General features: G+C 71.7%; 21 protein-coding genes. 8 read left to right on the top strand and 13 right to left on the bottom strand.

Annotation, left to right across the window (positions count from 1 at the left end; genetic code table 11):
• Positions 1–36: 36 nt before the first annotated feature.
• The 4 genes from ACRAKF_RS10755 to ACRAKF_RS10770 form a co-directional block, all read right to left on the bottom strand.
• The gene (locus ACRAKF_RS10755) at positions 37–2,025 is read right to left on the bottom strand and encodes a TerD family protein (RefSeq protein WP_447036720.1); all 1,989 of its coding nucleotides are present in this window, start codon (positions 2,023–2,025) and stop codon (positions 37–39) included.
• A 139-nt stretch (positions 2,026–2,164) separates the two neighbouring features.
• Positions 2,165–2,743 (bottom strand): TerD family protein, encoded by a 579-nt coding sequence (locus ACRAKF_RS10760; protein ID WP_447036721.1) that lies wholly within the window; start codon positions 2,741–2,743, stop codon positions 2,165–2,167.
• A 164-nt stretch (positions 2,744–2,907) separates the two neighbouring features.
• Positions 2,908–5,055 (bottom strand): excinuclease ABC subunit UvrB, encoded by a 2,148-nt coding sequence (uvrB, locus tag ACRAKF_RS10765; protein WP_447036722.1) that lies wholly within the window; start codon positions 5,053–5,055, stop codon positions 2,908–2,910.
• Positions 5,056–5,159: 104 nt separating this feature from the next.
• Positions 5,160–6,029 (bottom strand): MHYT domain-containing protein, encoded by an 870-nt coding sequence (locus ACRAKF_RS10770; protein ID WP_447036723.1) that lies wholly within the window; start codon positions 6,027–6,029, stop codon positions 5,160–5,162.
• A gap of 273 nt (positions 6,030–6,302) precedes the next feature.
• On the opposite strand from ACRAKF_RS10770, the gene ACRAKF_RS10775 reads away from it, so the two are divergent.
• The 4 genes from ACRAKF_RS10775 (at position 6,303) to ACRAKF_RS10790 (ending at position 10,497) form a co-directional block, all read left to right on the top strand.
• Positions 6,303–7,238: a glycerophosphodiester phosphodiesterase gene (locus tag ACRAKF_RS10775; RefSeq protein WP_447036724.1), complete on the top strand. Its 936-nt coding sequence runs from the start codon at positions 6,303–6,305 to the stop codon at positions 7,236–7,238.
• A 39-nt stretch (positions 7,239–7,277) separates the two neighbouring features.
• Positions 7,278–7,832, top strand: coding sequence for a methylated-DNA--[protein]-cysteine S-methyltransferase (locus tag ACRAKF_RS10780; protein ID WP_447036725.1), 555 nt, complete (start codon positions 7,278–7,280; stop codon positions 7,830–7,832).
• Positions 7,833–7,920: 88 nt separating this feature from the next.
• Positions 7,921–9,183: an MFS transporter gene (locus ACRAKF_RS10785; RefSeq protein ID WP_447036726.1), complete on the top strand. Its 1,263-nt coding sequence runs from the start codon at positions 7,921–7,923 to the stop codon at positions 9,181–9,183.
• 168 nt (positions 9,184–9,351) lie between these two features.
• Positions 9,352–10,497: a magnesium and cobalt transport protein CorA gene (locus ACRAKF_RS10790; RefSeq protein WP_447036727.1), complete on the top strand. Its 1,146-nt coding sequence runs from the start codon at positions 9,352–9,354 to the stop codon at positions 10,495–10,497.
• Positions 10,498–10,530: 33 nt separating this feature from the next.
• Here the strand turns inward: ACRAKF_RS10790 and ACRAKF_RS10795 are convergent, their stop codons facing one another.
• Both ACRAKF_RS10795 and ACRAKF_RS10800 read right to left on the bottom strand, forming a co-directional pair.
• On the bottom strand, positions 10,531–10,950 hold the full coding sequence (locus tag ACRAKF_RS10795) for a CBS domain-containing protein (RefSeq protein ID WP_447036728.1): 420 nt from the start codon (positions 10,948–10,950) through the stop codon (positions 10,531–10,533).
• Positions 10,951–11,074: 124 nt separating this feature from the next.
• A complete protein-coding gene (locus ACRAKF_RS10800) occupies positions 11,075–11,707 on the bottom strand; it encodes a uridine kinase (RefSeq protein ID WP_447036729.1) in 633 nt (210 codons plus the stop codon).
• A gap of 72 nt (positions 11,708–11,779) precedes the next feature.
• Between ACRAKF_RS10800 and ACRAKF_RS10805 the strand changes: the two genes are divergently transcribed.
• Together ACRAKF_RS10805 and ACRAKF_RS10810 are read left to right on the top strand one after the other, a co-directional pair.
• Positions 11,780–12,463, top strand: coding sequence for a DUF2293 domain-containing protein (locus ACRAKF_RS10805; RefSeq protein ID WP_447036730.1), 684 nt, complete (start codon positions 11,780–11,782; stop codon positions 12,461–12,463).
• A 234-nt stretch (positions 12,464–12,697) separates the two neighbouring features.
• Entirely contained in the window at positions 12,698–13,177 is a 480-nt protein-coding gene (locus ACRAKF_RS10810) for an anthrone oxygenase family protein (protein WP_447036731.1), read from the top strand.
• 42 nt (positions 13,178–13,219) lie between these two features.
• On the opposite strand, the gene ACRAKF_RS10815 is transcribed toward ACRAKF_RS10810, so the two are convergent.
• The 3 genes from ACRAKF_RS10815 to ACRAKF_RS10825 form a co-directional block, all read right to left on the bottom strand.
• On the bottom strand, positions 13,220–14,017 hold the full coding sequence (locus ACRAKF_RS10815; RefSeq protein WP_447036732.1) for an SAM-dependent methyltransferase: 798 nt from the start codon (positions 14,015–14,017) through the stop codon (positions 13,220–13,222).
• Between the two features lie 68 nt (positions 14,018–14,085).
• Entirely contained in the window at positions 14,086–14,301 is a 216-nt protein-coding gene (locus ACRAKF_RS10820; RefSeq protein WP_447041915.1) for a DUF397 domain-containing protein, read from the bottom strand.
• 94 nt (positions 14,302–14,395) lie between these two features.
• Positions 14,396–15,256 (bottom strand): helix-turn-helix domain-containing protein, encoded by an 861-nt coding sequence (locus ACRAKF_RS10825; RefSeq protein ID WP_447036733.1) that lies wholly within the window; start codon positions 15,254–15,256, stop codon positions 14,396–14,398.
• Positions 15,257–15,414: 158 nt separating this feature from the next.
• On the opposite strand from ACRAKF_RS10825, the gene ACRAKF_RS10830 reads away from it, so the two are divergent.
• Positions 15,415–15,912, top strand: coding sequence for an ATP-binding protein (locus ACRAKF_RS10830; protein WP_447036734.1), 498 nt, complete (start codon positions 15,415–15,417; stop codon positions 15,910–15,912).
• 116 nt (positions 15,913–16,028) lie between these two features.
• The gene (locus ACRAKF_RS10835) at positions 16,029–16,448 is read left to right on the top strand and encodes a hypothetical protein (RefSeq protein WP_447036735.1); all 420 of its coding nucleotides are present in this window, start codon (positions 16,029–16,031) and stop codon (positions 16,446–16,448) included.
• A 66-nt stretch (positions 16,449–16,514) separates the two neighbouring features.
• On the opposite strand, the gene ACRAKF_RS10840 is transcribed toward ACRAKF_RS10835, so the two are convergent.
• The 4 genes from ACRAKF_RS10840 to ACRAKF_RS10855 all read right to left on the bottom strand — a co-directional run bounded on the left by ACRAKF_RS10840 (position 16,515) and on the right by ACRAKF_RS10855 (position 20,242).
• A complete protein-coding gene (locus tag ACRAKF_RS10840; RefSeq protein ID WP_447036736.1) occupies positions 16,515–16,706 on the bottom strand; it encodes a hypothetical protein in 192 nt (63 codons plus the stop codon).
• Between the two features lie 155 nt (positions 16,707–16,861).
• Entirely contained in the window at positions 16,862–17,545 is a 684-nt protein-coding gene (locus ACRAKF_RS10845; protein ID WP_447036737.1) for a DUF899 domain-containing protein, read from the bottom strand.
• Between the two features lie 136 nt (positions 17,546–17,681).
• Positions 17,682–19,103, bottom strand: a complete 1,422-nt coding sequence (locus tag ACRAKF_RS10850) for an amidohydrolase (RefSeq protein ID WP_447036738.1) — start codon at positions 19,101–19,103, stop codon at positions 17,682–17,684.
• Between the two features lie 65 nt (positions 19,104–19,168).
• A complete protein-coding gene (locus ACRAKF_RS10855; RefSeq protein WP_447036739.1) occupies positions 19,169–20,242 on the bottom strand; it encodes a phosphatidylinositol-specific phospholipase C domain-containing protein in 1,074 nt (357 codons plus the stop codon).
• Positions 20,243–20,349: the final 107 nt, after the last annotated feature.

Below are 20,349 nucleotides of genomic sequence, written 5' to 3' on the forward strand. Positions count from 1 at the left end.
CCGATGGGGCTCCCGGTCGGCTACGGAAGCCGTGGTTCAGCGGCCGCCGTCGCGCCGGGCCGCCGCGATCCGGTCGAGGAGCTGCCGCAGGACGTCGCTGCCCGGCGGGAAGGACGGCGGGTCGTACGTCCACGTGTGACCGACCCACGGGTCCGCGAGGTGGTCGTCCGGGACCGGGGTCAGCCGCAGCAGTGCCCGCCAGAGGGGGTCGAGCAGCGGGCCGTACTCGGCGGCGTCCTCGCGGTCCGCGACCATCATGAGGTGCACGCCGACGGCCGGACCCTCGTCGGCGAGGTAGCGGAGCCGGGTCACCGCGCGGTCGTCGAAGCCGTGCGGGAAGTCGTTGACGATCAGGAGCTGCTCGGCGACGTCGAGGTCGGGGGGCAGCGCGTCGGCGGCTCCGCCGCGCACCGCCATCTGCACCAGGTCCACGCGCTGGGTGAGCCCGGCGAGCACCTCCGAGACCCCGGCGGCCCCCGAGGCCGGTGGCCCGGCCAGGACGCCCGCCGACACCAGCGGGGCGAACGCGTCGGCCGCCGAACCCGCCGCGTCGATCACATGCACGGAGAACTCACCCGCCGGATAGACCGCGAGCAGCCGCACGGCGTGCGCCACCGCGGTGTCCACGGCGAGCCGGCGCAGCTCGGCCGAGTCCGTGAAGGTGTTGGTCAGGGCCTTGCCGCTGTCGATCCACAGGCCGCGCTCCAGGGGCAGCCTGACCAGCATCGGGATGCGCAGGTCGACGCGCTCGGGGAGGTGGAGGTCGCCGAGGCGGAGTGCCATCGGGATCTCCATGGGCGCGCGATAGGCGTGCCAGACGGGGTTGCTCCAGGCCGCGAACGCCAGGGGCAGGGCCGGTTCGACGACGTCGGCCTCGGCGGCGAGCTGGGCGAGGTCGCGGTCGAGGGCGGCTCTGGCCTGTCCGGTGAGGTCGGCGTGGTTGGCCCGAGCGGTGTCGCGGGCCGCGTCGCCGGTGCCGCCGATGCGGCTGCGCGGGTCGGAGAGCACCTTGTCGAGCTCCTGCTCCATGCGGGAGTCGGCGAAGTCGACGGCGCTGCGGTACGCCGCCGTGGTGCGCGCCAGGTCTTCGAACATGCCCCACACCTGGTTGTAGAGCCGCTCCTCCATCGACCACCCGGTGGCGTCCCCCGCGACGGGCCGCGGGGCCTGGCCGGGCTGGGCCGCGGGCGCCGCGGGTGGCGGGGGCGGAGGCGCGGGCGCCGCGGGTGGCGGCGGAGGAGGCGCGGGCGCCGCGGGTGGCGGCGGAGGAGGCGCGGAGTTCCGGCGTCCGGGGTGGGTGTAGTCGACGGGGCCGCCGCCCGGCTGCCGTGGGCCGGGGGTGGGCTGCCCCTGCGGGCCCGCGGTCGGCGCGGCGGCGTCTTCCGGCGGCGTGGGAACGGGCGAGGCGGGCGGGGCCGTGCGCACCCGCGTGCCGTCGGCCGGGCGCGGCGGCGGTACGGCGACGGAACGGGCCAGGCCCCGGGCCACCGCGTCCTCGATGGCTCCGGCCAGCTCGTGGGCCTCGGGCAGGCCCTGGTCGGTGAGCATGTCGGCGAGCCCGCCCGCGTACCCCTGGCCGACGGCCCTGACCTTCCAGGCGCCCCGGCGGCGGTAGAGCTCAAGCGCGACGACGGCGGACTCGGCGTCCAGGTCGGTGATGGTGTAGCTGGCGGCCTCCGCGCCGTCGAGTCCGGTGACCGCGACGAAGGGGGCGGCGAGGCCGCGGAAGCTGACCGGGCCCCCGACACCGACGGGCAGCGCGAGCAGGACGTTGACCCGGTGGACGGTGTCCGGCAGGGCGCCGAGGTCCACGGCGAGGCGGTGGTCGGCCGCCGCCTGCTGGGACACCTCGAGCCCCGGCAGGGTGGGCGAGCCCGGATGCGCCACCCATTCCACGCCGCGGACCTTGCCCTGGTCGTCGCCGAGCGTGGCCCCCGCCACGATCGGCTCGCCGGCCGAGACGCGGATCTCCAGACGGGTCCAGGGAAGCGGGTGGTTCTGCCCCCGCACCAGCTCGGCCGTCATCGCTTCGTTCCCCCTAGAAGGGCCCCCGTCGAGCCCTCGTGCTCATGCGTACCGACGTACCGACGTACTGGCGTACTGGCGTGGCGACGTGTGTGACGGACGTGCTGCCGTACTGCCCTACTGTGCCGTGCTGCCGTGCCTACAGATGCGGCAGGATCGACGGCATCAGGTCCTGGAAGGTGCGGCCGTTGGCCGGGGTGCCGATGGCCGTCATCTGCCAGCCCGGGCCCGCCCGGTGGACCTTCGCCATGATCTGGGCGGTGTACTGGCCGCCGCCGTCGAGGGTGTAGCGCGCGAGCTCCTGGCCGTTGGTCTCGTCGACCAGGCGGCAGAACGCGTTCTGCACCTCCTGGAAGGTCTGGCCGGTGAAGGAGTTCACCGTGAAGACGATCTGGTCGATGTGGACGGGAACCCGCTGCAGGTCGACGAGGACCGCCTCGTCGTCGCCGCCCTGGCCCACGCCGCCGACGAGGTTGTCCCCGGTGTGCCGCACCGAGCCGTCGTCGCTGACAAGGTGACGGAAGAAGACGACGTCCACCGGCTGCTTGTCCGCGAAGAGAACCGCCGAGGCATCCAGGTCGACCTCGCGGGTACGGGAGCCGAACAGCCCCCGGCGCGGAGCCGCCTGCCACCCGAGTCCCATGCGCACCGCGGTCAGGGCGCCCCCGTCGTCCTTCTGCAGGTTGATGGCCTGCCCCTTGGTCATGTTGACCGTCACGCGCTGTCCCCTCTCGAACTGCCTGGGCAACCGCCTTCCGCGGCTGCCCAGCACCCTATGCAGCGCCACCTGCGGAGCAGCAGCGCGGGCCGTACTTTGTGGCGGTCTTGCAACAGACCGGCCAGTACGCCGGTTCCCCTTCCCCGGCTCCCCCGAGGGGGCTTCTATGCCTGGCCCGCCTCCCTCATCTGCCGCAGCTCCTTCTTCATCTCCGACACCTCGTCGCGCAGCCGCGCGGCGATCTCGAACTGGAGGTCGGCGGCGGCCGCGCGCATGCGTGCGGTCATCTCCTCGATCTGCTCGGCCAGTTCGGCCGCGGGCCGGTCGGTCGGGACGGCCTGGCCCTTCTTGGCCTTGCCGGACGCGGCGGCCTTGCCCGCCGTGGCCGCCTCACCGCCGAGCGCGGGCACCGGGGCCTTGGCGCCCTTGCCCGCCTTCGGCTTGCGGTACTCCGAGCCGAGGAGCTGCTCGGTGTCGACCTCCTCGCGGGCGATCTGCGACACGATGTCGTTGATCTTCTTGCGGAGGGGCTGCGGGTCGATGCCCCTCTCCTTGTTGTACGCGACCTGCTTCTCCCGGCGGCGGTTGGTCTCGTCGATGGCCTTCTCCATCGCCGGGGTGATCTTGTCGGCGTACATGTGGACCTGGCCCGAGACGTTGCGCGCCGCGCGGCCGATGGTCTGGATCAGGGAGGTCCCTGAGCGCAGGAAGCCCTCCTTGTCGGCGTCGAGGATCGCCACCAGGGAGACCTCCGGCAGGTCGAGGCCCTCGCGCAGGAGGTTGATGCCGACCAGGACGTCGTACTCACCGGCCCGCAGCTCGCGCAGGAGCTCCACGCGGCGCAGCGTGTCGACGTCGCTGTGCAGATAGCGGACCTGGATGCCGAGCTCCAGGAAGTAGTCGGTGAGGTCCTCGGCCATCTTCTTGGTCAGGGTGGTGACCAGGACGCGCTCGTCCTTCTCGGTGCGCATGCGGATCTCGTGCACGAGATCGTCGATCTGGCCCTCGGTCGGCTTGACGACGACCTCGGGGTCGACGAGGCCGGTGGGGCGGATGATCTGCTCGACGTATCCGTCGCCGCGCGAGAGCTCGTACTTGCCAGGGGTCGCCGAGAGGTAGACCGTCTGACCGACGCGGCCGAGGAATTCCTCCCACTTCAGGGGGCGGTTGTCCAGGGCGGAGGGCAGCCGGAAGCCGTGGTCCACGAGGGTGCGCTTGCGGGAGGCGTCACCCTCGTACATCGCGCCGATCTGCGGGACCGTGACGTGCGACTCGTCCAGGACGAGGAGGAAGTCCTCCGGGAAGTAGTCCAGGAGCGTGTTGGGGGCGGTGCCGGGCTCGCGGTCGTCGAAGTGCATGGAGTAGTTCTCGACGCCGGAGCAGGAGCCGATCTGGCGGAGCATCTCCAGGTCGTACGTGGTGCGCATGCGCAGGCGCTGGGCCTCCAGCATCTTGCCCTGCTTCTCCAGCTCGGCGAGGCGCTCGGTGAGCTCCTTCTCGATGCCGGTGACGGCCTTCTCCAGGCGCTCCGGGCCCGCCACGTAGTGCGAGGCGGGGAAGATGTAGAGGTGGTCGTCGTCGCTGATGACCTCGCCGGTGAGCGGGTGGAGGGTGGAGAGCGCCTCGATCTCGTCACCGAACATCTCGATGCGGACCGCGAGCTCCTCGTACACCGGGAAGATCTCGATGGTGTCGCCGCGGACGCGGAAGGTGCCACGGGTGAACGCCATGTCGTTGCGCGTGTACTGGATGTCGACGAAGCGGCGCAGGAGCTGGTCGCGGTCGAACTCGTCGCCGACCTTCAGCGGCACCATGCGGTCCACGTACTCCTGCGGGGTGCCGAGGCCGTAGATGCAAGAGACGGAGGCGACGACGACCACGTCCCGGCGGGTCAGCAGGGAGTTCGTCGCGGAGTGGCGCAGCCGCTCGACCTCCTCGTTGATCGAGGAGTCCTTCTCGATGTAGGTGTCCGACTGCGGGACATACGCCTCGGGTTGGTAGTAGTCGTAGTACGAGACGAAGTACTCGACGGCGTTGTTCGGCAGGAGCTCGCGGAATTCGTTCGCCAGCTGGGCGGCCAGTGTCTTGTTCGGCGCCATCACGAGGGTGGGGCGCTGGAGCTTCTCGATCATCCACGCGGTGGTGGCCGACTTGCCGGTGCCGGTCGCGCCGAGGAGGACCACGTCCTTCTCACCCGCTCGGATACGGCGGTCGAGTTCGGCGATGGCCGTCGGCTGGTCGCCACTGGGCTGGTACGGACTGACGACCTCGAAAGGTGCCACCGTGCGTTCGATCTTGGATACGGGCCGCATGGAATCCACCGTACGACCCCGCACTGACAACCGGGCCGGATCAGCCGGTCGGCGGTGGCCCGCTCGCCGGTTTCACGGTGGCGCTCCTCACCTGTTCTGCGGCCTCACCTGTTCTGCGGGGAGCGGGAGCCGGGCCGCCGGCGGGGACCGCGGCGGGGTCCGGGCACGTGCCGGTCGCCCGAGCGCGGGACCGGGTAGGGCCGGCGGGCTCCGCCGACGCCGAGGGCCCGGGCCTCCTGCTGACCGCCCATGACCATCAGCGGGTCGAACATCACGATCACACCCGCGAGGAGCAGGAAGGCGAGCGGCCCGATCATCATCGGCGCGAGGATCTCGGCGGACGAGTCACCGGGCGGCAGGGCGTCCGAGCCGTGGAGGTGGACGCTGAGGGCCGCCATCCCGGTGTAGTGCATTCCGGTGACGGCGAGGCCCATGACCAGGCTCGCGCCCAGACTCCACAGGAAACCTTTGACCTGCGCGGCCGCCCAGAGCGCCGCGGTGGCGGCGGCCATGGCGATCACCACGGACGCGGCGACGGTGAGGGTGTTGTACTCCAGCGTCCCGCGTAGACGCATACCGGCCATTCCCAGGTAGTGCATCGAAGCGACCCCGAGGCCCGTGATCGTCCCGCCGGTGAAGAGCGCCGTGCCGGTCGCGCCCCGATAGCCGACAATGAAGATGCCGACGCCGACCATGACGATGGCGACGGCCAGGCTGGCGAAGGTCAGCGCCTGGTCGTAGCGGATCGGTGCCTCCTCGACGGAGAAACCCATCATCGCCACGAAGTGCATGGTCCAGATGCCGGAACCGATGGCGGCCGATCCGAGCGCGAGCCAGCCGGGGCGCCAGGAGTGCGCCATGAGGAGCGATCTGGTCGTACAGCGCAGCCCGAGTGCTCCTCCGAGGCAGGCCATGACATAGGCCACCACCGGTGTGACGACTCCGTAGCTGAACCCGTCGACCGTGCCCTGCATGCGAGGTAGCCCTTCCGCCTGTTGCGTCCAAATGACCCGTCACGTGCCGTAAGCCCCCGCCCGCGGCCGCCTGAAAGGCCGTCGGCTGAGGCAGAGAGTAAGGCTCCCGCCGGAACGCACGAACGATTTTCCGGCAAAGAATTCCGCCACTCGCGCGCGGGGGCCCTTGCTCCGGATGCTCCGTTCAGCCTGTGGCCATCCTGCACCTGTCTCCCGTTGGCCCTTGACTGTCACTCTCGACCGGTCCGCGATCTCACGACGCGAGGAGTACTTGTGTACACACGCGCTGCTGCCACCACTGTCGCCGCTCTCATGGGAGCCGGTGCGCTGGTCCTTCCCGCCACCACCGCGGCTGCCGACACCCCGTCGGCTCCGAGTGCCGTCAAGACCCCGTCGGCGTCGAGTGCCGCCAAGCCCGGCAAGCCGCTGGTGGTCGCCCACCGCGGCGCCTCGGCCTACGCCCCCGAGAACACCTTCGCCGCGATAGACAAGGCGCGGGACATGGGGTTCACCTGGGTCGAGAACGACGTCCAGCGGACCAAGGACGGCGAGCTCGTGATCATGCACGACGACACCCTGAAGCGGACGACCGACGTGGAGCAGCTGTTCCCCGGCCGGGCGCCCTGGAAGGTCGCGGACTTCACGGCGGCGGAGATCGCCAAGCTGGACGCCGGGAGCTGGTTCAGCCCGAAGTTCGCGGGCCAGCGGGTGCCGACGCTGGAGCAGTACATGAAGCGGGTCTCGCGCAACCAGCAGAGCCTCGTCTTCGAGTTCAAGAAGCCCGAGCTCTACCCGGGCATCGAGAAGCAGGGCCTGCGCGTACTGCGCGAGACGGGCTGGCTCGACAAGCAGCACGTCAAGAAGAAGCTGGTCATCCAGAGCTTCAGCGCCGACAGCGTGAAGACCGTGCACAAGCTGCGGCCCGACGTGAAGACCGGCTTCCTCGGCAAGCCCGCCGTCGCGGACCTGCCCGAGTACGCCAGGTTCTCCGACCAGATCAACGCCACCCACACCTCGATCTCGGCGGATTACGTCCAGGCGATCCACGCGCTCAAGGGGCCGCACAAGAAGCGCCTCGAAATCTTCACGTGGACGGTCAACGACGGCCCGAACGCGGTGCGTGCCGCGAGCTTCGGCGTGGACGGCATCATCACGAACACGCCCGACGTCGTCCACAAGGCGGTGCGCAAGGCAGCGCGCAAGGGCTGACGCCCGCTCGTTGTCAGTGGCCGGTCGTACGGTGGTCGCATGGACGCCAATGTGCAGGGACGGGGCCCGCTCGTGTGGGCCGTCGTCGGCAGCGACATCGGGCCGCTGCTGCTGGCCGCGACCGCCGAGGGGCTGGTCACCGTGGCCTTCCACGCCACCGACGCGGTGCGTGACAGGACCCTGGACCGGCTCGGCTCCCGCCTGGGCGCCGAGCCGGTCCACGCGCCGGACTCCCCCCTGCTCGCCGAGTCGATACGGCAGTTCGCGGCGTATTTCTCGGGCGAGCGGCACGCCTTCGAGCTGCCGCTGGACTGGTCGCTGAGCTCCGGCTTCAACCGCCAGGTGCTGCGCGAACTCGCCACCGGCGTGCCGTACGGCTCGGTCGTGGGCTATGGCGACCTCGCCGGCCGGGTGGGCAGCCCCGGAGCCGCCCAGGCCGTCGGCATCGCGATGGGCTCCAATCCGCTGCCGGTCGTGGTGCCGTGCCACCGCGTGGTGGAGAGCGACGGCGGCATAGGCGGCTTCGGCGGCGGCCTGGAGACCAAGCGGCGGCTCCTCGCACTGGAGGGGGTGCTCCCGCAGCCTCTGTTCTGAGCCCGCGGAGACCGTCGCCCTGCGGTGTCGGAGCCGGGCAGCCGCCGATTCCGTCTCCGGCGTACGAGCCTCCTGGCACACTGCGTCAGTGACTACGTCCGTCGACGCTCCTGACATACCCGCGCCAGAGGCGCTGCCCGCGCTGCGCCGCCGTACGACGGCCGTGCTGATCGCCAGCCAGATACTGGGCGGGCTCGGGGTGCCGATCGGCATCGCGCTGGCCCCGGTGCTCGCCACCGAGGTGAGCGGCTCGGAGGCGTTCTCGGGGCTCGCGCCCACCGCTTCGGTGGCCGGCACGGCCCTGCTCTCGCTGCCGCTCGCCGCGCTGATGACGGCACGGGGACGGCGTCCGGGCCTGGTCCTCGCCTATGTGATCGGCGCGGTCGGAGCCGGGCTCGTGGTGCTCGCCTCGGTCGTCGGGAGCTTCCCGCTGCTGCTGGTCGGCATGGCGGCCTTCGGCGCGGGGTCATCGGCCAACCTGCAGGCCCGTTTCGCCGCGGCCGACCTCGCCGAGCCGGACCGGCGTGGCCGCGCCATCTCGCACGTCATCTGGGCCACCACCATCGGCTCGGTGCTCGGCCCCAACATCGCCGCGCCGACGAGCAGGCTCTTCGCCGGGACAGCCGTTCCCGAGCAGGCCGGGCCCTTTCTCTTCGCCGCGGGCATCTTCGCGATCGCCGCGCTGGTGGTGGCGGTGCTGCTGCGGCCCGATCCGCTGCTCACCGCCCGCGCCCTGGCCCCGCGGGAGGACGAGAGCCCGCGGAGCCGGTCGCTGCGGGCCGGCGTGGCCGCGGTGGCCGCGTCGCCCATGGCCCGCCTCGCGCTGGTGACCGTCGCCGCGTCGCACACCGTGATGGTCTCGATCATGGTGATGACGCCGGTCGACCTCGGGCACCACGGGGCGAGCCTGCAACTGGTCGGCCTGGTCATCAGCGGTCACATCGCGGGCATGTACGCATTCGCGCCGGTGCTCGGCTGGCTCGCCGACCGGTTCGGCCGCCTCTCCGTCATCGGCCTGGCGGTCGGGCTCCTGGCCTTCGCCGCGCTGCTCGCCGGTACGGCGGGGCCGAGCCACGGCCAGACCGCCGCCGGGCTCTTCGTGCTCGGCCTCGGCTGGTCCGCGGGCCTCGTCGCCGGCTCCGCGCTGCTCACCGACTCGGTGCCCCAGCCCGCGAGGGCCGCCGTGCAGGGCCTCTCGGACCTGACGATGAACACGGCGGCGGGCATCGGCGGGGCCGTGGCGGGCCTGATCGTCGCGCAGGCCGGCTACGGCTGGCTCAACCTCGCCGGCGTCCTCGTCCTGCTGCCGCTCGCCGCGCTCGCCGTCCGCAGGGCGGTCAAGAAGGCCTGAGGCGCCTTCGAGTGGCCTGCGGAGGGCCGGAGGGGCCTTCGCAGCGGTCAAGGGAGCGTGATGTGGCACGCGCGAACGGAACGGAATATTCCGTTCCCACAGGCTCAGCGGGAAGCCGGAGTGGGCTGGCAGACTGGCACATCTCGTCGTCAGCGCTAGGAGCCCCACATGTCGATGGCCGGCAACCTCCGGAAAGTCGGAGGCCTGGGCAAGGTCGGCAGCCTGCGGAAGGTCCGCGGTCTGCGGAGAGTGGCACGCCTCGGCCGCCGTGACGCACGCGTCGACCTGAGCCACCCCGCCCGGTCCCCGCTGGGTTCCTCGGTGGTCAACTGCGTGACGTACAGAGAAGGGGTGCGCCAGTCCCCCGCACGCGATCTGGTCGAGTCGGTGGAGCGGATCCGCAAGTCCGACGACGGCTTCGTCTGGCTGGGGCTGCACGAACCCACGGAGGAAGAGTTCGCCGGCATCGCCGATCTCTTCGACCTCCACCCGCTCGCCGTGGAGGACGCCGTCCACGCGCACCAGCGCCCGAAGGTGGAGCGGTACGACCACACGCTCTTCGCCGTCTTCAAGACCGTCTGCTACGTGGAGCACTCCGAACTGACCGCCACCAGCGAGGTGGTCGACACCGGCGAGATCATGCTCTTCGTGGGCCGCGACTTCGTCATCACGGTCCGGCACGGCAGGCACGGCTCGCTCGGTCCGCTCCGTGAGGCCCTGGAGGCGGCTCCCGAGCAGCTCGCCCAGGGGCCCGCCGCCGTCCTGCACGCGATCGCGGACCAGGTCGTGGACGACTACCTCGCGGTCACGAACGCCGCGCAGGCGGACATCGACCAGGTGGAGTCGGACGTGTTCGCCCCGGACGGGGCGCGGGTCGACCCCGGGCGGATATACCAGCTCAAGCGCGAACTGCTCGAACTGAAGCGCGCCGTGGTGCCGCTCGGCCGCCCGCTCCAGATACTCGCCACGCAGCCCATGCGGGTCATCGCCCCGGACATACAGGCGTACTTCCGGGACGTCGACGACCACCTGAAGCGGGTCACCGAGCAGATCGCCGCCTTCGACGAGCTGCTGAACTCCATCCTCCAGGCCCACTTGGCGCAGGTCACCGTCGCGCAGAACGAGGACATGCGGAAGATCACCGCCTGGGCGGCAGTCGTCGCGGTGCCCACGATGGTCTGCGGCATGTACGGGATGAACTTCGACCATATGCCGGAGCTGCACTGGCAGTTCGGGTATCCGCTGGTGATGGGCCTGATAGCGGCGGCGTGCACCGCGCTCCACCGCGGCTTCCGGCGCAACGGCTGGCTGTAGGAGGAGAGGCGGCCGCCGGGGGCACGTGCCGGCTCAGCCCTTGGCGTACACGCTCTCGACCCAGGCCGCGAGCTGTTCATCGCTGAGGTGCTTGGCCAGGTCGGCCTCGCTGATCATGCCGACGAGCCGCTTGTCCTCGATCACCGGCAGGCGACGGATCTGGTGACCCCGCATCTCGTGCAGGACCTCATCGACGTCGGCGCCCGAGTCGATCCAGCGCGGCGTGCCCTTGGCGAGGTCGCCCGCGGTGATCCGTGACGGGTCGTGGCCCAGGGCCACGCAGCCCACCACGATGTCGCGGTCGGTGAGGATGCCACAGAGCCGTTCGTTCTCGTCGGCGATGGGCAGCGCGCCCACATCGAGTTGGCGCATCAACTGGGCGGCACGGTCCAGTGTCTCGTGCCGGGGGATCCACTGGGCTCCCCGGTGCATCATGTCCGCTGCGGTTGTCATCGCTACCTCCCGTTGCCGGGCAGTGTCCGGAGCGGTGCGAGCGCACCACTGGTCCCGGTGCCTCTCATTCTCGTGGCCGCTTCCACGGCACGCATCCGGGCGGGGCGTGGCACGAACCGCCGGGTCAGCCGGCCCACGCCGGATGCCGTGGGTCGTCCGCCCGTACCACCACGTCGGCCGTGGCCGCGGGGTCCGTCTCCGTCTCGTACCGCTCGAAGGCCGGAAGCGTCCAGCGCTCTGCCTCCGGTGTGCGCCGTCGCAGGGCGCCCGGGGAGAGGCGTACGTGCACACTCAGATCGAAGGGGAACCAGTGGCCGAGCAGCAGCGGGCCGTGCAGCAGGAGCAGGCCGCCCGGCGGCAGTCGCACATACGGGCTGCGCGTCGCGCGGTCGGTCGCCGGGTCCCAGAGGTCGGGCAGCACCAGGCCCGTCCCGCCCGGGTCGAGCGGCCCGAAGACCTCGCGCCACAGCGCGCCGGTGTCGAACCAGCCGCTGTGGTAGGCGTCCACGTCCTCGTGGCCGTACTCGAAGCGCAGCGAGGCCGGCCGCAGGAATCCCTCCGTGCCGACGACGAGCGCGGTCCTGCCGCGCAGCCGCAGGGCGTCGCCCACCCGCCGCGCCAGCTCGCCGGTCCCGGCCGCGGGCGCCCCGTCCACGGCGACGCGCGGCCAGCGGCCGCCGTCGGCGGTCTCCAGGTCGAGCAGACGGTCGGCGAGGGTGTCGGCAAGCCGCTCCCAGGTGATCGGTTCGAGGCGCACGGGCCCATGATGCCGCCCGGCGCGGGGGAGCGACGGCGGGGGCGTGTGCGTGGTTCGGGGAAGGGGAGGGGTATGGCGAGCCCACCTGCCGGCCTCGTGGCCTTCCAGCCCCTGACACGACGGTACTGCGCGGAGTGCCGCTCGGGGCCGCTGGCCCTGCTCACCCTCGAAGGCGGCGAGCCGCGCTGCCTGGACTGCGCCGACCTCGGACACCTCGTCTACCTGCCGCGCGGCGACACGGCTCTCACGCGGCGGGCCCGCGAGGGCAGTGGCCTCTCCGCGGTGGTCGTCCGCTTCCATCGCCGCCGCGCGCGTTATGAACGGCAGGGCACCCTCGTCGAGGAGGCCGCGCTCGTCCGCGCGGAGGAGCGCTGCCTCGCCGACGCGGAGGCGCGGGCACGGCGCAGGGCGAGGGACGCGGTGCGGCGGGCCGCGGAGGACGTGCGGTTCACCGCGGCCTTCGCCGAGGAGATACGGCGGCTCTTCCCCGGCTGTCCGGCGGACCGCGCCCGGGAGATAGCCGCCCACGCCTCGTTGCGGGGCAGCGGCAGGGTGGGGCGCAGCGCGGCGGGGCGAGCGCTGTCGCGGGCCGCGGTGACGGCGGCGGTCATCGCGGCGGTGCGGCACACGGCCACGCCGTACGACCGGCTGCTGATGAGCGGCGTCCCCCGCGGTGAGGCCCGTCGCCGCATAGCCCCCACGGTGGAGACGACGCTACGGAGCTGGCGGACCGCCCCTGACGGAACCATGGGCTGAGCCACGGGCCGAGCCAGGGCCGAGCCACGGGCCGAGCAAGAGCTGACGCGAGCCCTTCGGCCGGGCCCCCGTTCAGGGCGCCCCCGCCGGAAGACGTCCGCGTATGCCCCCGCGAGGCCCACGTATGGCGAACGCGCGCGCCGCGCAATTGACTTGTCGTGACGCGGCCCACCGTGCAGGATCACTCGCGGCCCGTCTCTCCACGTAACGGCCCTCATCACTCCGGGAGTTGCCATGATTGACGGACCGTACTTCGTCCTCGCCGTACTCGGGGCGCTGGCCTGCGGTCTCGTCGCCGGAGCCTTCGCCGCGTTCTCGACCTTCGTGATGAAGGGCCTGGCCGCGCTGCCCCCGGCCCAGGGCATCGCCGCGATGAACGCCATCAACGTCACCGCGGTCAACCCCTGGTTCATGGCCGTGTTCCTCGGGGCCGCGGGGCTCTGCCTGGTGCTCGCCGTCGTGACGTTCGTGCTCTGGCCCGACGAGGGCACCGCCGAGCTGCTGATCGGCTGCGTGCTGTTCCTGGTGGGCTGTTTCGGGGTGACCGTCGCGGCGAACGTCCCGCGCAACGACGCCCTCGCCGAGGTCGACCCGGAGAGCGAGGAGGGCGCCGCGTACTGGCGTACGTACGTCCGTGAGTGGACCGCGTGGAACCACGTCCGCACCGTGGCCGCGCTGGCCGCGACGGCGTCCATCATCCTGGCGCTGACCTGAGCCACGCCGCGCCCTCCTGGGCTCAGAGCTGCTCAGGGCTGCTCAGGGCTTGCGGGCCACCGCGCCATACCCCGGGACCGGCCCGTCCGCCGGGTCCGTCACGCGCTCGCCGAGCTCCGGCTTCCACTGGTCGATGACCGCGACCCCGGGGTCCACCAGCTCGTACCCCTCGAAGAACCGGGCCACGTCCGCGCGCGAACGCAGCGCGAGCGTCATGCCGCGCGCCTTGTACAGCTCGCCGGCCTGCTCCGCCGTGTCCGGCGTGAAGTCGCCCGTGCCGTGCGACAGCATGAGGTGGCTGCCCGAGGGCAGGACGCCCATCATGCGGTCCACGAGTTCGTACGCGCCGTCCTCGTCCGAGATGAAGTGCAGCAGCGCGACGAGCGACAGGGCGACGGGCTTGTCGAAGTCCAGTACCCGGGAGGCCTCTTCGATGATCTTCTCCGGCCGGCGGAAGTCCGCCTGGAGGTACTCCGTGACGCCCTGCGGCGTCGAGCGCAGCAGGGCCTCGGCGTGGGCGAGGACGATCGGGTCGTTGTCGCAGTAGACGACGCGCGCCTCGGGGGCGATCCCCTGGGCGATCTGGTGGAGGTTCGGCTCCGTCGGTATGCCGGTGCCGATGTCGAGGAACTGCCGCACCCCCTGGCCCGCGAGCCAGCGCGTGGCGCGCTGCATGAACGCGCGGTTGTTGCGCGCCATGGTCAGCACGCGCCCGTCCATGGCGACGAGCTGCCGGCCCATCTCCTCGTCCACCGGGTAGTTGTCCTTCCCGCCCAGGAACCAGTCGTACATCCGTGCGGGGTGCGGCTTGCTGGTGTCGATGTACGGCGCGTCGGTCATGACAGCTCCACAGGGTCAGGGCAGGAAGGCCAGAAGTCAGGAGAGCGGGAAGCCGGGAGAGCGGGATGTCAGGAGAGCAGGAAGTCGGCCTCGCCCGCCTTGGCTCCCTGGATGAACGCGTTGATCTCGCCGTACGTGTAGATGAGCGCGGGACCGTCCGGGTCGGCGGACTGGCGCACCGCGACCCTGCCGTCGGCCAGCTTCATGGCCTCCAGGCAGTTGCCGCCGTTGCCGCCGCTCCACGGCTTGTGCCAGCCGTCGTTGCCGAGGTCGCGCGCGGGCATGCCGTTGTAGATGCGGGACTCGGTGCGCGAGTCGTCGCGGCCGCCGGGTGAACGCGGACCGGCGGGGCGCGTTCCGGCTCGATGTCGGTCCATTTCACAGCTCCTTGCGGACGTCCAGGAGGAAGTCCTTCGTGCGTTGTGCCGTGGCGGCCTGCGCCGCCATGCGGTCCATGACCTCCAGGTGGGTGGCCACCTCGGTGCGCGCGTCCAGGTAGACGGCGCCGGTCAGGTACTCGCTGTAGACCATGTCGGGGAGCTCCGCCATGGCGAAGCGGAAGATCACGAATGGTCCGTACGTTCCGGGGTGCGGGCCCGCCGAGAACGGCGCGACCTGCAGCGTGACATGGGGCAGTTCGGTGGCTTCGAGCAGCCGGTCGAGCTGATCGCGCATCACCTCGGGTTCGCCCACGGGCCTGCGCAGCGCGGTCTCGTCCATGACCACCCAGAGCCGGGGCGCGTCCTCGCGGGTCAGCAGCGACTGGCGCTCCATGCGCAGCGCCACGTACCGCTCGATGTCCGTCGGCCGGGTCTGCCCGATGGCCCCGGACCGCATCACTCCGCGGGCGTACTCCTCGGTCTGGAGCAGGCCGGGCACGAAGTGCGGTTCGTAGGACCTGATGAGGCTGGCCGCGCCCTCCAGGCTGACGTACATGCTGAACCAGCCCGGCAGGATGTCGTGGAACCGCTGCCACCAGCCGGGCTTGTTGGCCTCCTCGGCGAGCGTCACGAAGGCCTCGGCCTCGTCGTCGGCGACGCCGTACGCCTTGAGGAGGAGCTGGAGATACGGGATCTTCAGCGCGACCTCGGCCGTCTCCATGCGGCGGACGGTGGCGGGGGCGACGCGCAGGATCTTCGCGGCCTCCTCGCGCTTCAGGCCCGCGCCCTCGCGCAGGTCCTGAAGGCGACGACCGAGAACGACCTGCCCGACGGTCGGCGCGGACCGCGGTTCGCTCACGTCTTCTACCTCCACCTGACTCGGCGCTGTGCCAACGCACACCGCACCGCGAGCTGTTGCGAGCAGTGTGCCATGCGCCCTCTCAGGCGAGCACGCCACTGTGCACTTTTCAGAGTGGGTCTTGCCAAGGTGTTCTGGACGGGGCGATAGTGGATGGCGTGACTCCGCCCGCGCCGTTAGGAACCGAAGCCGTCGAAGGCCGTCTCGGCGTTCTCGCCGAGGCCCGGCCCAAGGACGCCGCCGAGGTCTGCGTCAGTTTCGTGCTCGCCCCGCATCCGGGCTCCGTCGCGCAGGCCAGAAGGCTGATGCGCGCGCAGTTCGGTGTCTGGGCCGTGCGTGACGAGGACGCCTGCGAAGCGGCGGCTCTCATCCTCTCCGAGTTGGTCACCAATGCCGTGGTGCACACCGCGAGCCGGCGGATCATCTGCGAGCTGTGCGCGCAGTCGGAGAAGCTGCGAATAACCGTGCGTGACGAAGGGTGCGGTTCAGGCATGCCGCGCCCCGTGCACAGGGGGATGGACGAGGAGCACGGGAGGGGACTGCTTCTCGTCGATGCGGTGAGCAGCGCGTGGGGTGTCCACGACGCGGGGCCCGGCAGCGGGCGGACGGTGTGGGCGGAGTTGCGACGGGTGACGGAAGCGACGGGGTGGACGTAGGCCGGTCGCGGGGGCGCCGACGGGGACCGACAGCGGCGGCCGGCACGGAGAACGGGTGAGTCGAGCGTGGCAGTGACGCGGACGGGAGGCGTGTGAGCGCGGGTACGGTGCGGCCGTTGGACCTGAACACGCTGGTCGGGCTCTCCCGACAGAGGACGCTGGCCGGGGCCGCGGCGCCGACGCCCCTCCGGCTCGACCTGCCGGAGGGAATGAACCAACCGCTCGGCTGCGACGCCGTGGCGGTGCCCGCGGGGATCGGCCCCCGGCTGATGGACCGCCTGCCGCGCGTGGGATGCGTGTACGAGGACGGGCCGCGCTGGTGGTGGATCGTGCCCGCGGACTCCGACGTCGCCATGGAGTGGCCCGCGGCGGTCGCCTATTCGGCGGGTGCGGTGGTCAGGGACGCGGGATACCGCCGTCCGGTTCTGATCAACCGCCCGAAGGACGACGTGCCCTACACCCCGCCGATCCCCCTGTACCTGGCCCTGTGCGGCGAGACGGGGACGACCCCGGGATGGTCACGGGCCTGGCTGTAGACGAATCCCGTGGTCCGGGACCACGGGAGTTCCAGGTCCGTCCGAGCCAGGGGTCACAGCCAGAAGTCACGCCGCCACCGCGACCTCCGGCTCGCACACGAGTTCGCGCACGACCACCAGGAAGGCGTCCGACGCCAGGTCCATCACGACCTCCGCGCACTGCCCTTCGTCCCGGCGGGCCCGCGCGAACTCCTCCGCGGGCCACGATCCACGCGGTCCGCCTGCCGGAAACCGCTCCAACACCGTACGTCCGTTCATCATGGTTCCTGTCCCCCCGTGCCGTTCCGTGCGCGGACCGAAGGTCTCGGTGCCGCCTCTCCTAACGGGGAGAACGCGCGCGGCACCCCGTAGGGCTCGCGATGTGACCGAACCGCAACGGAGTTGGGCCATATCCCAGGGTTCTCCCCGGGGACTCAGTCCTCGTACTCGTCGTGGTACCGCACCCGCGCGCTGCCCGCGGGCGCCCCGAACACCGACGCTCGGCCGCCGGGCCGCTCCCACTCCTCCTGACGGCCGAGCGCCGTGAGGTCGAGGAGGCTGCTGGTGGAGCCGATGCCGTCGAGTCCCCTGGCGAACGTGGCATACGTGTGGAAGACGCGGTCGCCGTTGCGCAGGAAGCAGTTGATCGCGGGCACGTCGCGGGGCTCCTCGTCGGAGGATGCCTTGAAGTCGTGGTTGAAGTCGCCGCCGTTGGTCGAGAACCAGGGCACCGTCCAGCCCATGCGGGCCTTGAAGGCGAGCAGCCTGGTGAACGGCGCGCGGGAGACGGCGACGAAGTTGGTGGAACGGGCCCGCAGATGCGCGAGGTGCCCGATCTGGTCGAGGAAGGCGGAGCAGCTCCGGCAGCCCGCCTCCCACTCGGGCGCGAACATGAAGTGGTAGACGATGAGCTGGTCCCTGCCGTCGAACAGGTCGAGCAGCGTGGCCTTGCCGTCGGAGCCGTCGAAGTAATACTCCTTGTCGACCTCCACCATCGGCAGCCCGCGCCGCTCGGCGTTGAGCGCGTCGCGCGCACGGGTGGCCGCCTTCTCCTTGGCCAGTAGCTCCTCCCGCGCGGCGAGCCACTCCTCACGCGTGACGATGTCCGGAAGTCCCATGGTGTGTCTCCTCCACCCTTCGGGCGCGTACCTCAGCGAAGGGTGGACCGGCCCCGCCCACGGAACTCATCGCTCGCGCCCGGAGAAATTCCGGAAGAGCCTCAGAACGGTACGTGCCGACCGCCCTGCCGCCGCCTCACCCCTCGTACTCCTGGATACGTCTCCCATGGCTCCGGTCGACGAGTTCGGGCAGCAGCGCGCTCAACTCCCCCACGACGTTCGGCACGTCGACGGTGAGCAGTTCCCCGTCGCGCATCAGCACGCGGCCGTCCACGATCGTGTCGCGCACGTCGGCGGAGCGCGCGCTGTGCACGAGGGTGGCGGCGAGATCATGGACGGGCTGCGTGTGCGGACCGGACAGGTTTACGAGGATGATGTCGGCCCGCAGCCCCTCGGCGAGGCTCCCCACCTCCCGCCCGAGGCCGACAGCACGCGCGCTCTGCAGCGTGGCGTGGTCGAGGGCCTGGCGGGCGGTGAGCCAGGCGGGGTCCCGCTCCGTGTGCTTCTGGATGAGGGCGGTGAGCGCCATGGACTCCCACACGTCGAGGGTGTTGTTGGACGCGGCACCGTCCGTGGCCAGGCCGACCGGGACACCGGCTTCGCGCAGCGCCCGTACGGGCGTGGTGTCCCAGCCGAACTTCATGTAGCCGCGGGGCGCGGACGCCACGGCCGCACGTCCGCCGGCGCGGCGCAGCACGGGCAGGTCGCGGGCGGTGTCGAGGCCGGTGGCGTGGGCGATGAGGAGGTCCACGTCCTCGCCCAGGAGCCCGGCACGCTCCAGTGCCTCGGTGGGGGTGTGGCCGTGCCGGGCCAGGCTGTTGTCGGTCTGCTCGCGGTTCTCGGCGGCGTGGATGTGGACCGGCAGGCCGTGCTGCCGGGCAAGTTCGGCGGTGGCCGCGAGGTCGGCGTCGTCGACGGTGTAAGGGGCGTGCGGGGCGAGGCAGGTGGTGACGCGCCCGCCGGCCGTCCCGCGCCGCCGCAGCGCGAAGTCGAGGGACGCGGCCCTTCCCTCCGGGCCCTGCGAGGTGAAGAAGGCCTGGCCGAGGAGGGCGCGCAGACCGCTCTCCTCGGTGACGGCGGCCACCGTGTCCATGGCGAAATAGTGGTCGGCGAAGGTGGTGACACCGCCGCGGATCATCTCGACGCAGGCGAGGCGGGCCCCGAGCTCGATCACGCGCTCGGTCAGGTTGCTCTCGACGGGCCAGATCCAGTCGTTGAACCACGCGTGGGCCGGCAGGTCCTCGGCGAGGCCGCGCAGGGCGACCATCGGCGTGTGCGTATGGCAGTTGATGAGCCCCGGCATGGCCACGCAGCCACGCCCGTCGATGTGGTCGGCCGCCGCGAGGCCCGCCACGGCCTCGGCTCCGCCCGCGGCTCTCTCGGAGGTGACGGAGGCGATCCGTCCCTCTCGTACGACGATGACGGCGTCCTCGACGAAGACGACGTCCCCGCGGGAGCCGTGGGTCAGGGCCGTGCAGCCGGTGATGAGCAGGTCGGCGGCCTGCGTGCGGTCCGACGTGGTCGTTTCGGGAGGGCCCGGCGCGGGCGGCGGCGTCATCTCTTCACGGTAGTGCGAGTGCGCCCCCGCCGGCGGCCCCCCGGCGGCCTCCCGGCGGCCTCCCGTCAGCCGCGCGGGAGGACGGTCGAGAGAACGCCCGGCAGCGGATACCAGTCCGCCGACACGATGCTGGCGTGCCGCCGCGCGAGCAGCGCGACCCGCTCGGCGGCCTGGGCCTCGGTCGGCCGGGTGCCGTCGATGGCGGGGGCGACGTTGTGCGCGTCGGTCATGACGACCAGGTAGCGGCGGTCGGCGTACCACTTGGTGTCGATGGTGCCGCCCGCGTACTTCGACGCGTCCCCGTCGAAGAGCACGAACCACGGCCGGATCGACGCGTCCGCGTACCGCCCGCGCGGGTCGCCCGCCTCGGCGCCGAGCACGGCGGGGAAGGCGGCGGCGTCGCCGAGGCGGCCGGCCGCGGCGAGGTCGCGCAGATGGATCGCGTACTCGCGGTCGGTCCACAGAGTGTCGACGGGGTTGCCCTGTTCGACGGTGCCGGGTATCAGTTCGACGACGAACTTCCCCGCCAGGTCGGCACGGTCCGGCCAGCCCTTGGCCCGTACGGCGTCGTCCAGCGTGGCGTGTCCGGCCGCCAGTTGGCCCGGCCGGTACACGGCGTCACCGAGCGCGCTCGTGAGCAAGGCGTCGAGATCGGCGGGCCCGCGTCCGCGGTTGCCGAGGAACCCGTCCTTCAGCTCCATCTTGAGCACGACGGGCCGGTGCCCCGGGTGGGCGTCGTGCCAGCTGCGGATGTCCCGCAGACAGCCCGCGAGGCTCTGGTTGCGGGACTTGGTGCGCAGCTCGGCCGCGCTCCGCGCGTTCTCGCAGTTGTTGTCGTTGCCCAGCGGATTGCTGTGGGAGACGCGCCAGCCGCTGCCGAACGCGTTGGTCCACACGTCCAGCTCCAGCATGGCGGCGCCGGAGACAAGGGCGTCGGCGAAGTAGGGGTACTTCGCCTTCTCGTACGCGTTGTGCACGCCGACGCCGGTGGTCGCGGAGTAGGCGGCCGCGGCGGAGCGGGCGGCTGCGCCTCGCGGTGCGGGGTCGTTGTCGACGGCGGCCGAGGCCCCGCCCCCACTCCACGCTCCCCACGCCAGCACGGCCCCCGCCACCAGTCCCACGGCTCCCCTGCGCACCATCCCGTACACCGTCCCCTCACGTCTCCGCTCCGGCCAAGTCAGGGGAAACGTAGGGGAGTCGAGTGACACAGGGAAGACGGCGGGGTGGACGGTGGGGTGGATGGGGT

The organism is Streptomyces sp. DSM 118878, assembly GCF_052936595.1.

Coding starts and splice junctions, on each gene's coding strand:
- ACRAKF_RS10755 (WP_447036720.1), bottom strand. CDS start 2,025: ATGACGGCCGAGCTGGTGCGGGGGCAGAACCACCCGCTTCCCTGGACC.
- uvrB (WP_447036722.1), bottom strand. CDS start 5,055: ATGCGGCCCGTATCCAAGATCGAACGCACGGTGGCACCTTTCGAGGTC.
- ACRAKF_RS10770 (WP_447036723.1), bottom strand. CDS start 6,029: ATGCAGGGCACGGTCGACGGGTTCAGCTACGGAGTCGTCACACCGGTG.
- ACRAKF_RS10780 (WP_447036725.1), top strand. CDS start 7,278: ATGGACGCCAATGTGCAGGGACGGGGCCCGCTCGTGTGGGCCGTCGTC.
- ACRAKF_RS10790 (WP_447036727.1), top strand. CDS start 9,352: ATGTCGATGGCCGGCAACCTCCGGAAAGTCGGAGGCCTGGGCAAGGTC.
- ACRAKF_RS10795 (WP_447036728.1), bottom strand. CDS start 10,950: ATGACAACCGCAGCGGACATGATGCACCGGGGAGCCCAGTGGATCCCC.
- ACRAKF_RS10805 (WP_447036730.1), top strand. CDS start 11,780: ATGGCGAGCCCACCTGCCGGCCTCGTGGCCTTCCAGCCCCTGACACGA.
- ACRAKF_RS10810 (WP_447036731.1), top strand. CDS start 12,698: ATGATTGACGGACCGTACTTCGTCCTCGCCGTACTCGGGGCGCTGGCC.
- ACRAKF_RS10815 (WP_447036732.1), bottom strand. CDS start 14,017: ATGACCGACGCGCCGTACATCGACACCAGCAAGCCGCACCCCGCACGG.
- ACRAKF_RS10820 (WP_447041915.1), bottom strand. CDS start 14,301: ATGCCCGCGCGCGACCTCGGCAACGACGGCTGGCACAAGCCGTGGAGC.
- ACRAKF_RS10840 (WP_447036736.1), bottom strand. CDS start 16,706: ATGAACGGACGTACGGTGTTGGAGCGGTTTCCGGCAGGCGGACCGCGT.
- ACRAKF_RS10845 (WP_447036737.1), bottom strand. CDS start 17,545: ATGGGACTTCCGGACATCGTCACGCGTGAGGAGTGGCTCGCCGCGCGG.
- ACRAKF_RS10850 (WP_447036738.1), bottom strand. CDS start 19,103: ATGACGCCGCCGCCCGCGCCGGGCCCTCCCGAAACGACCACGTCGGAC.
- ACRAKF_RS10855 (WP_447036739.1), bottom strand. CDS start 20,242: ATGGTGCGCAGGGGAGCCGTGGGACTGGTGGCGGGGGCCGTGCTGGCG.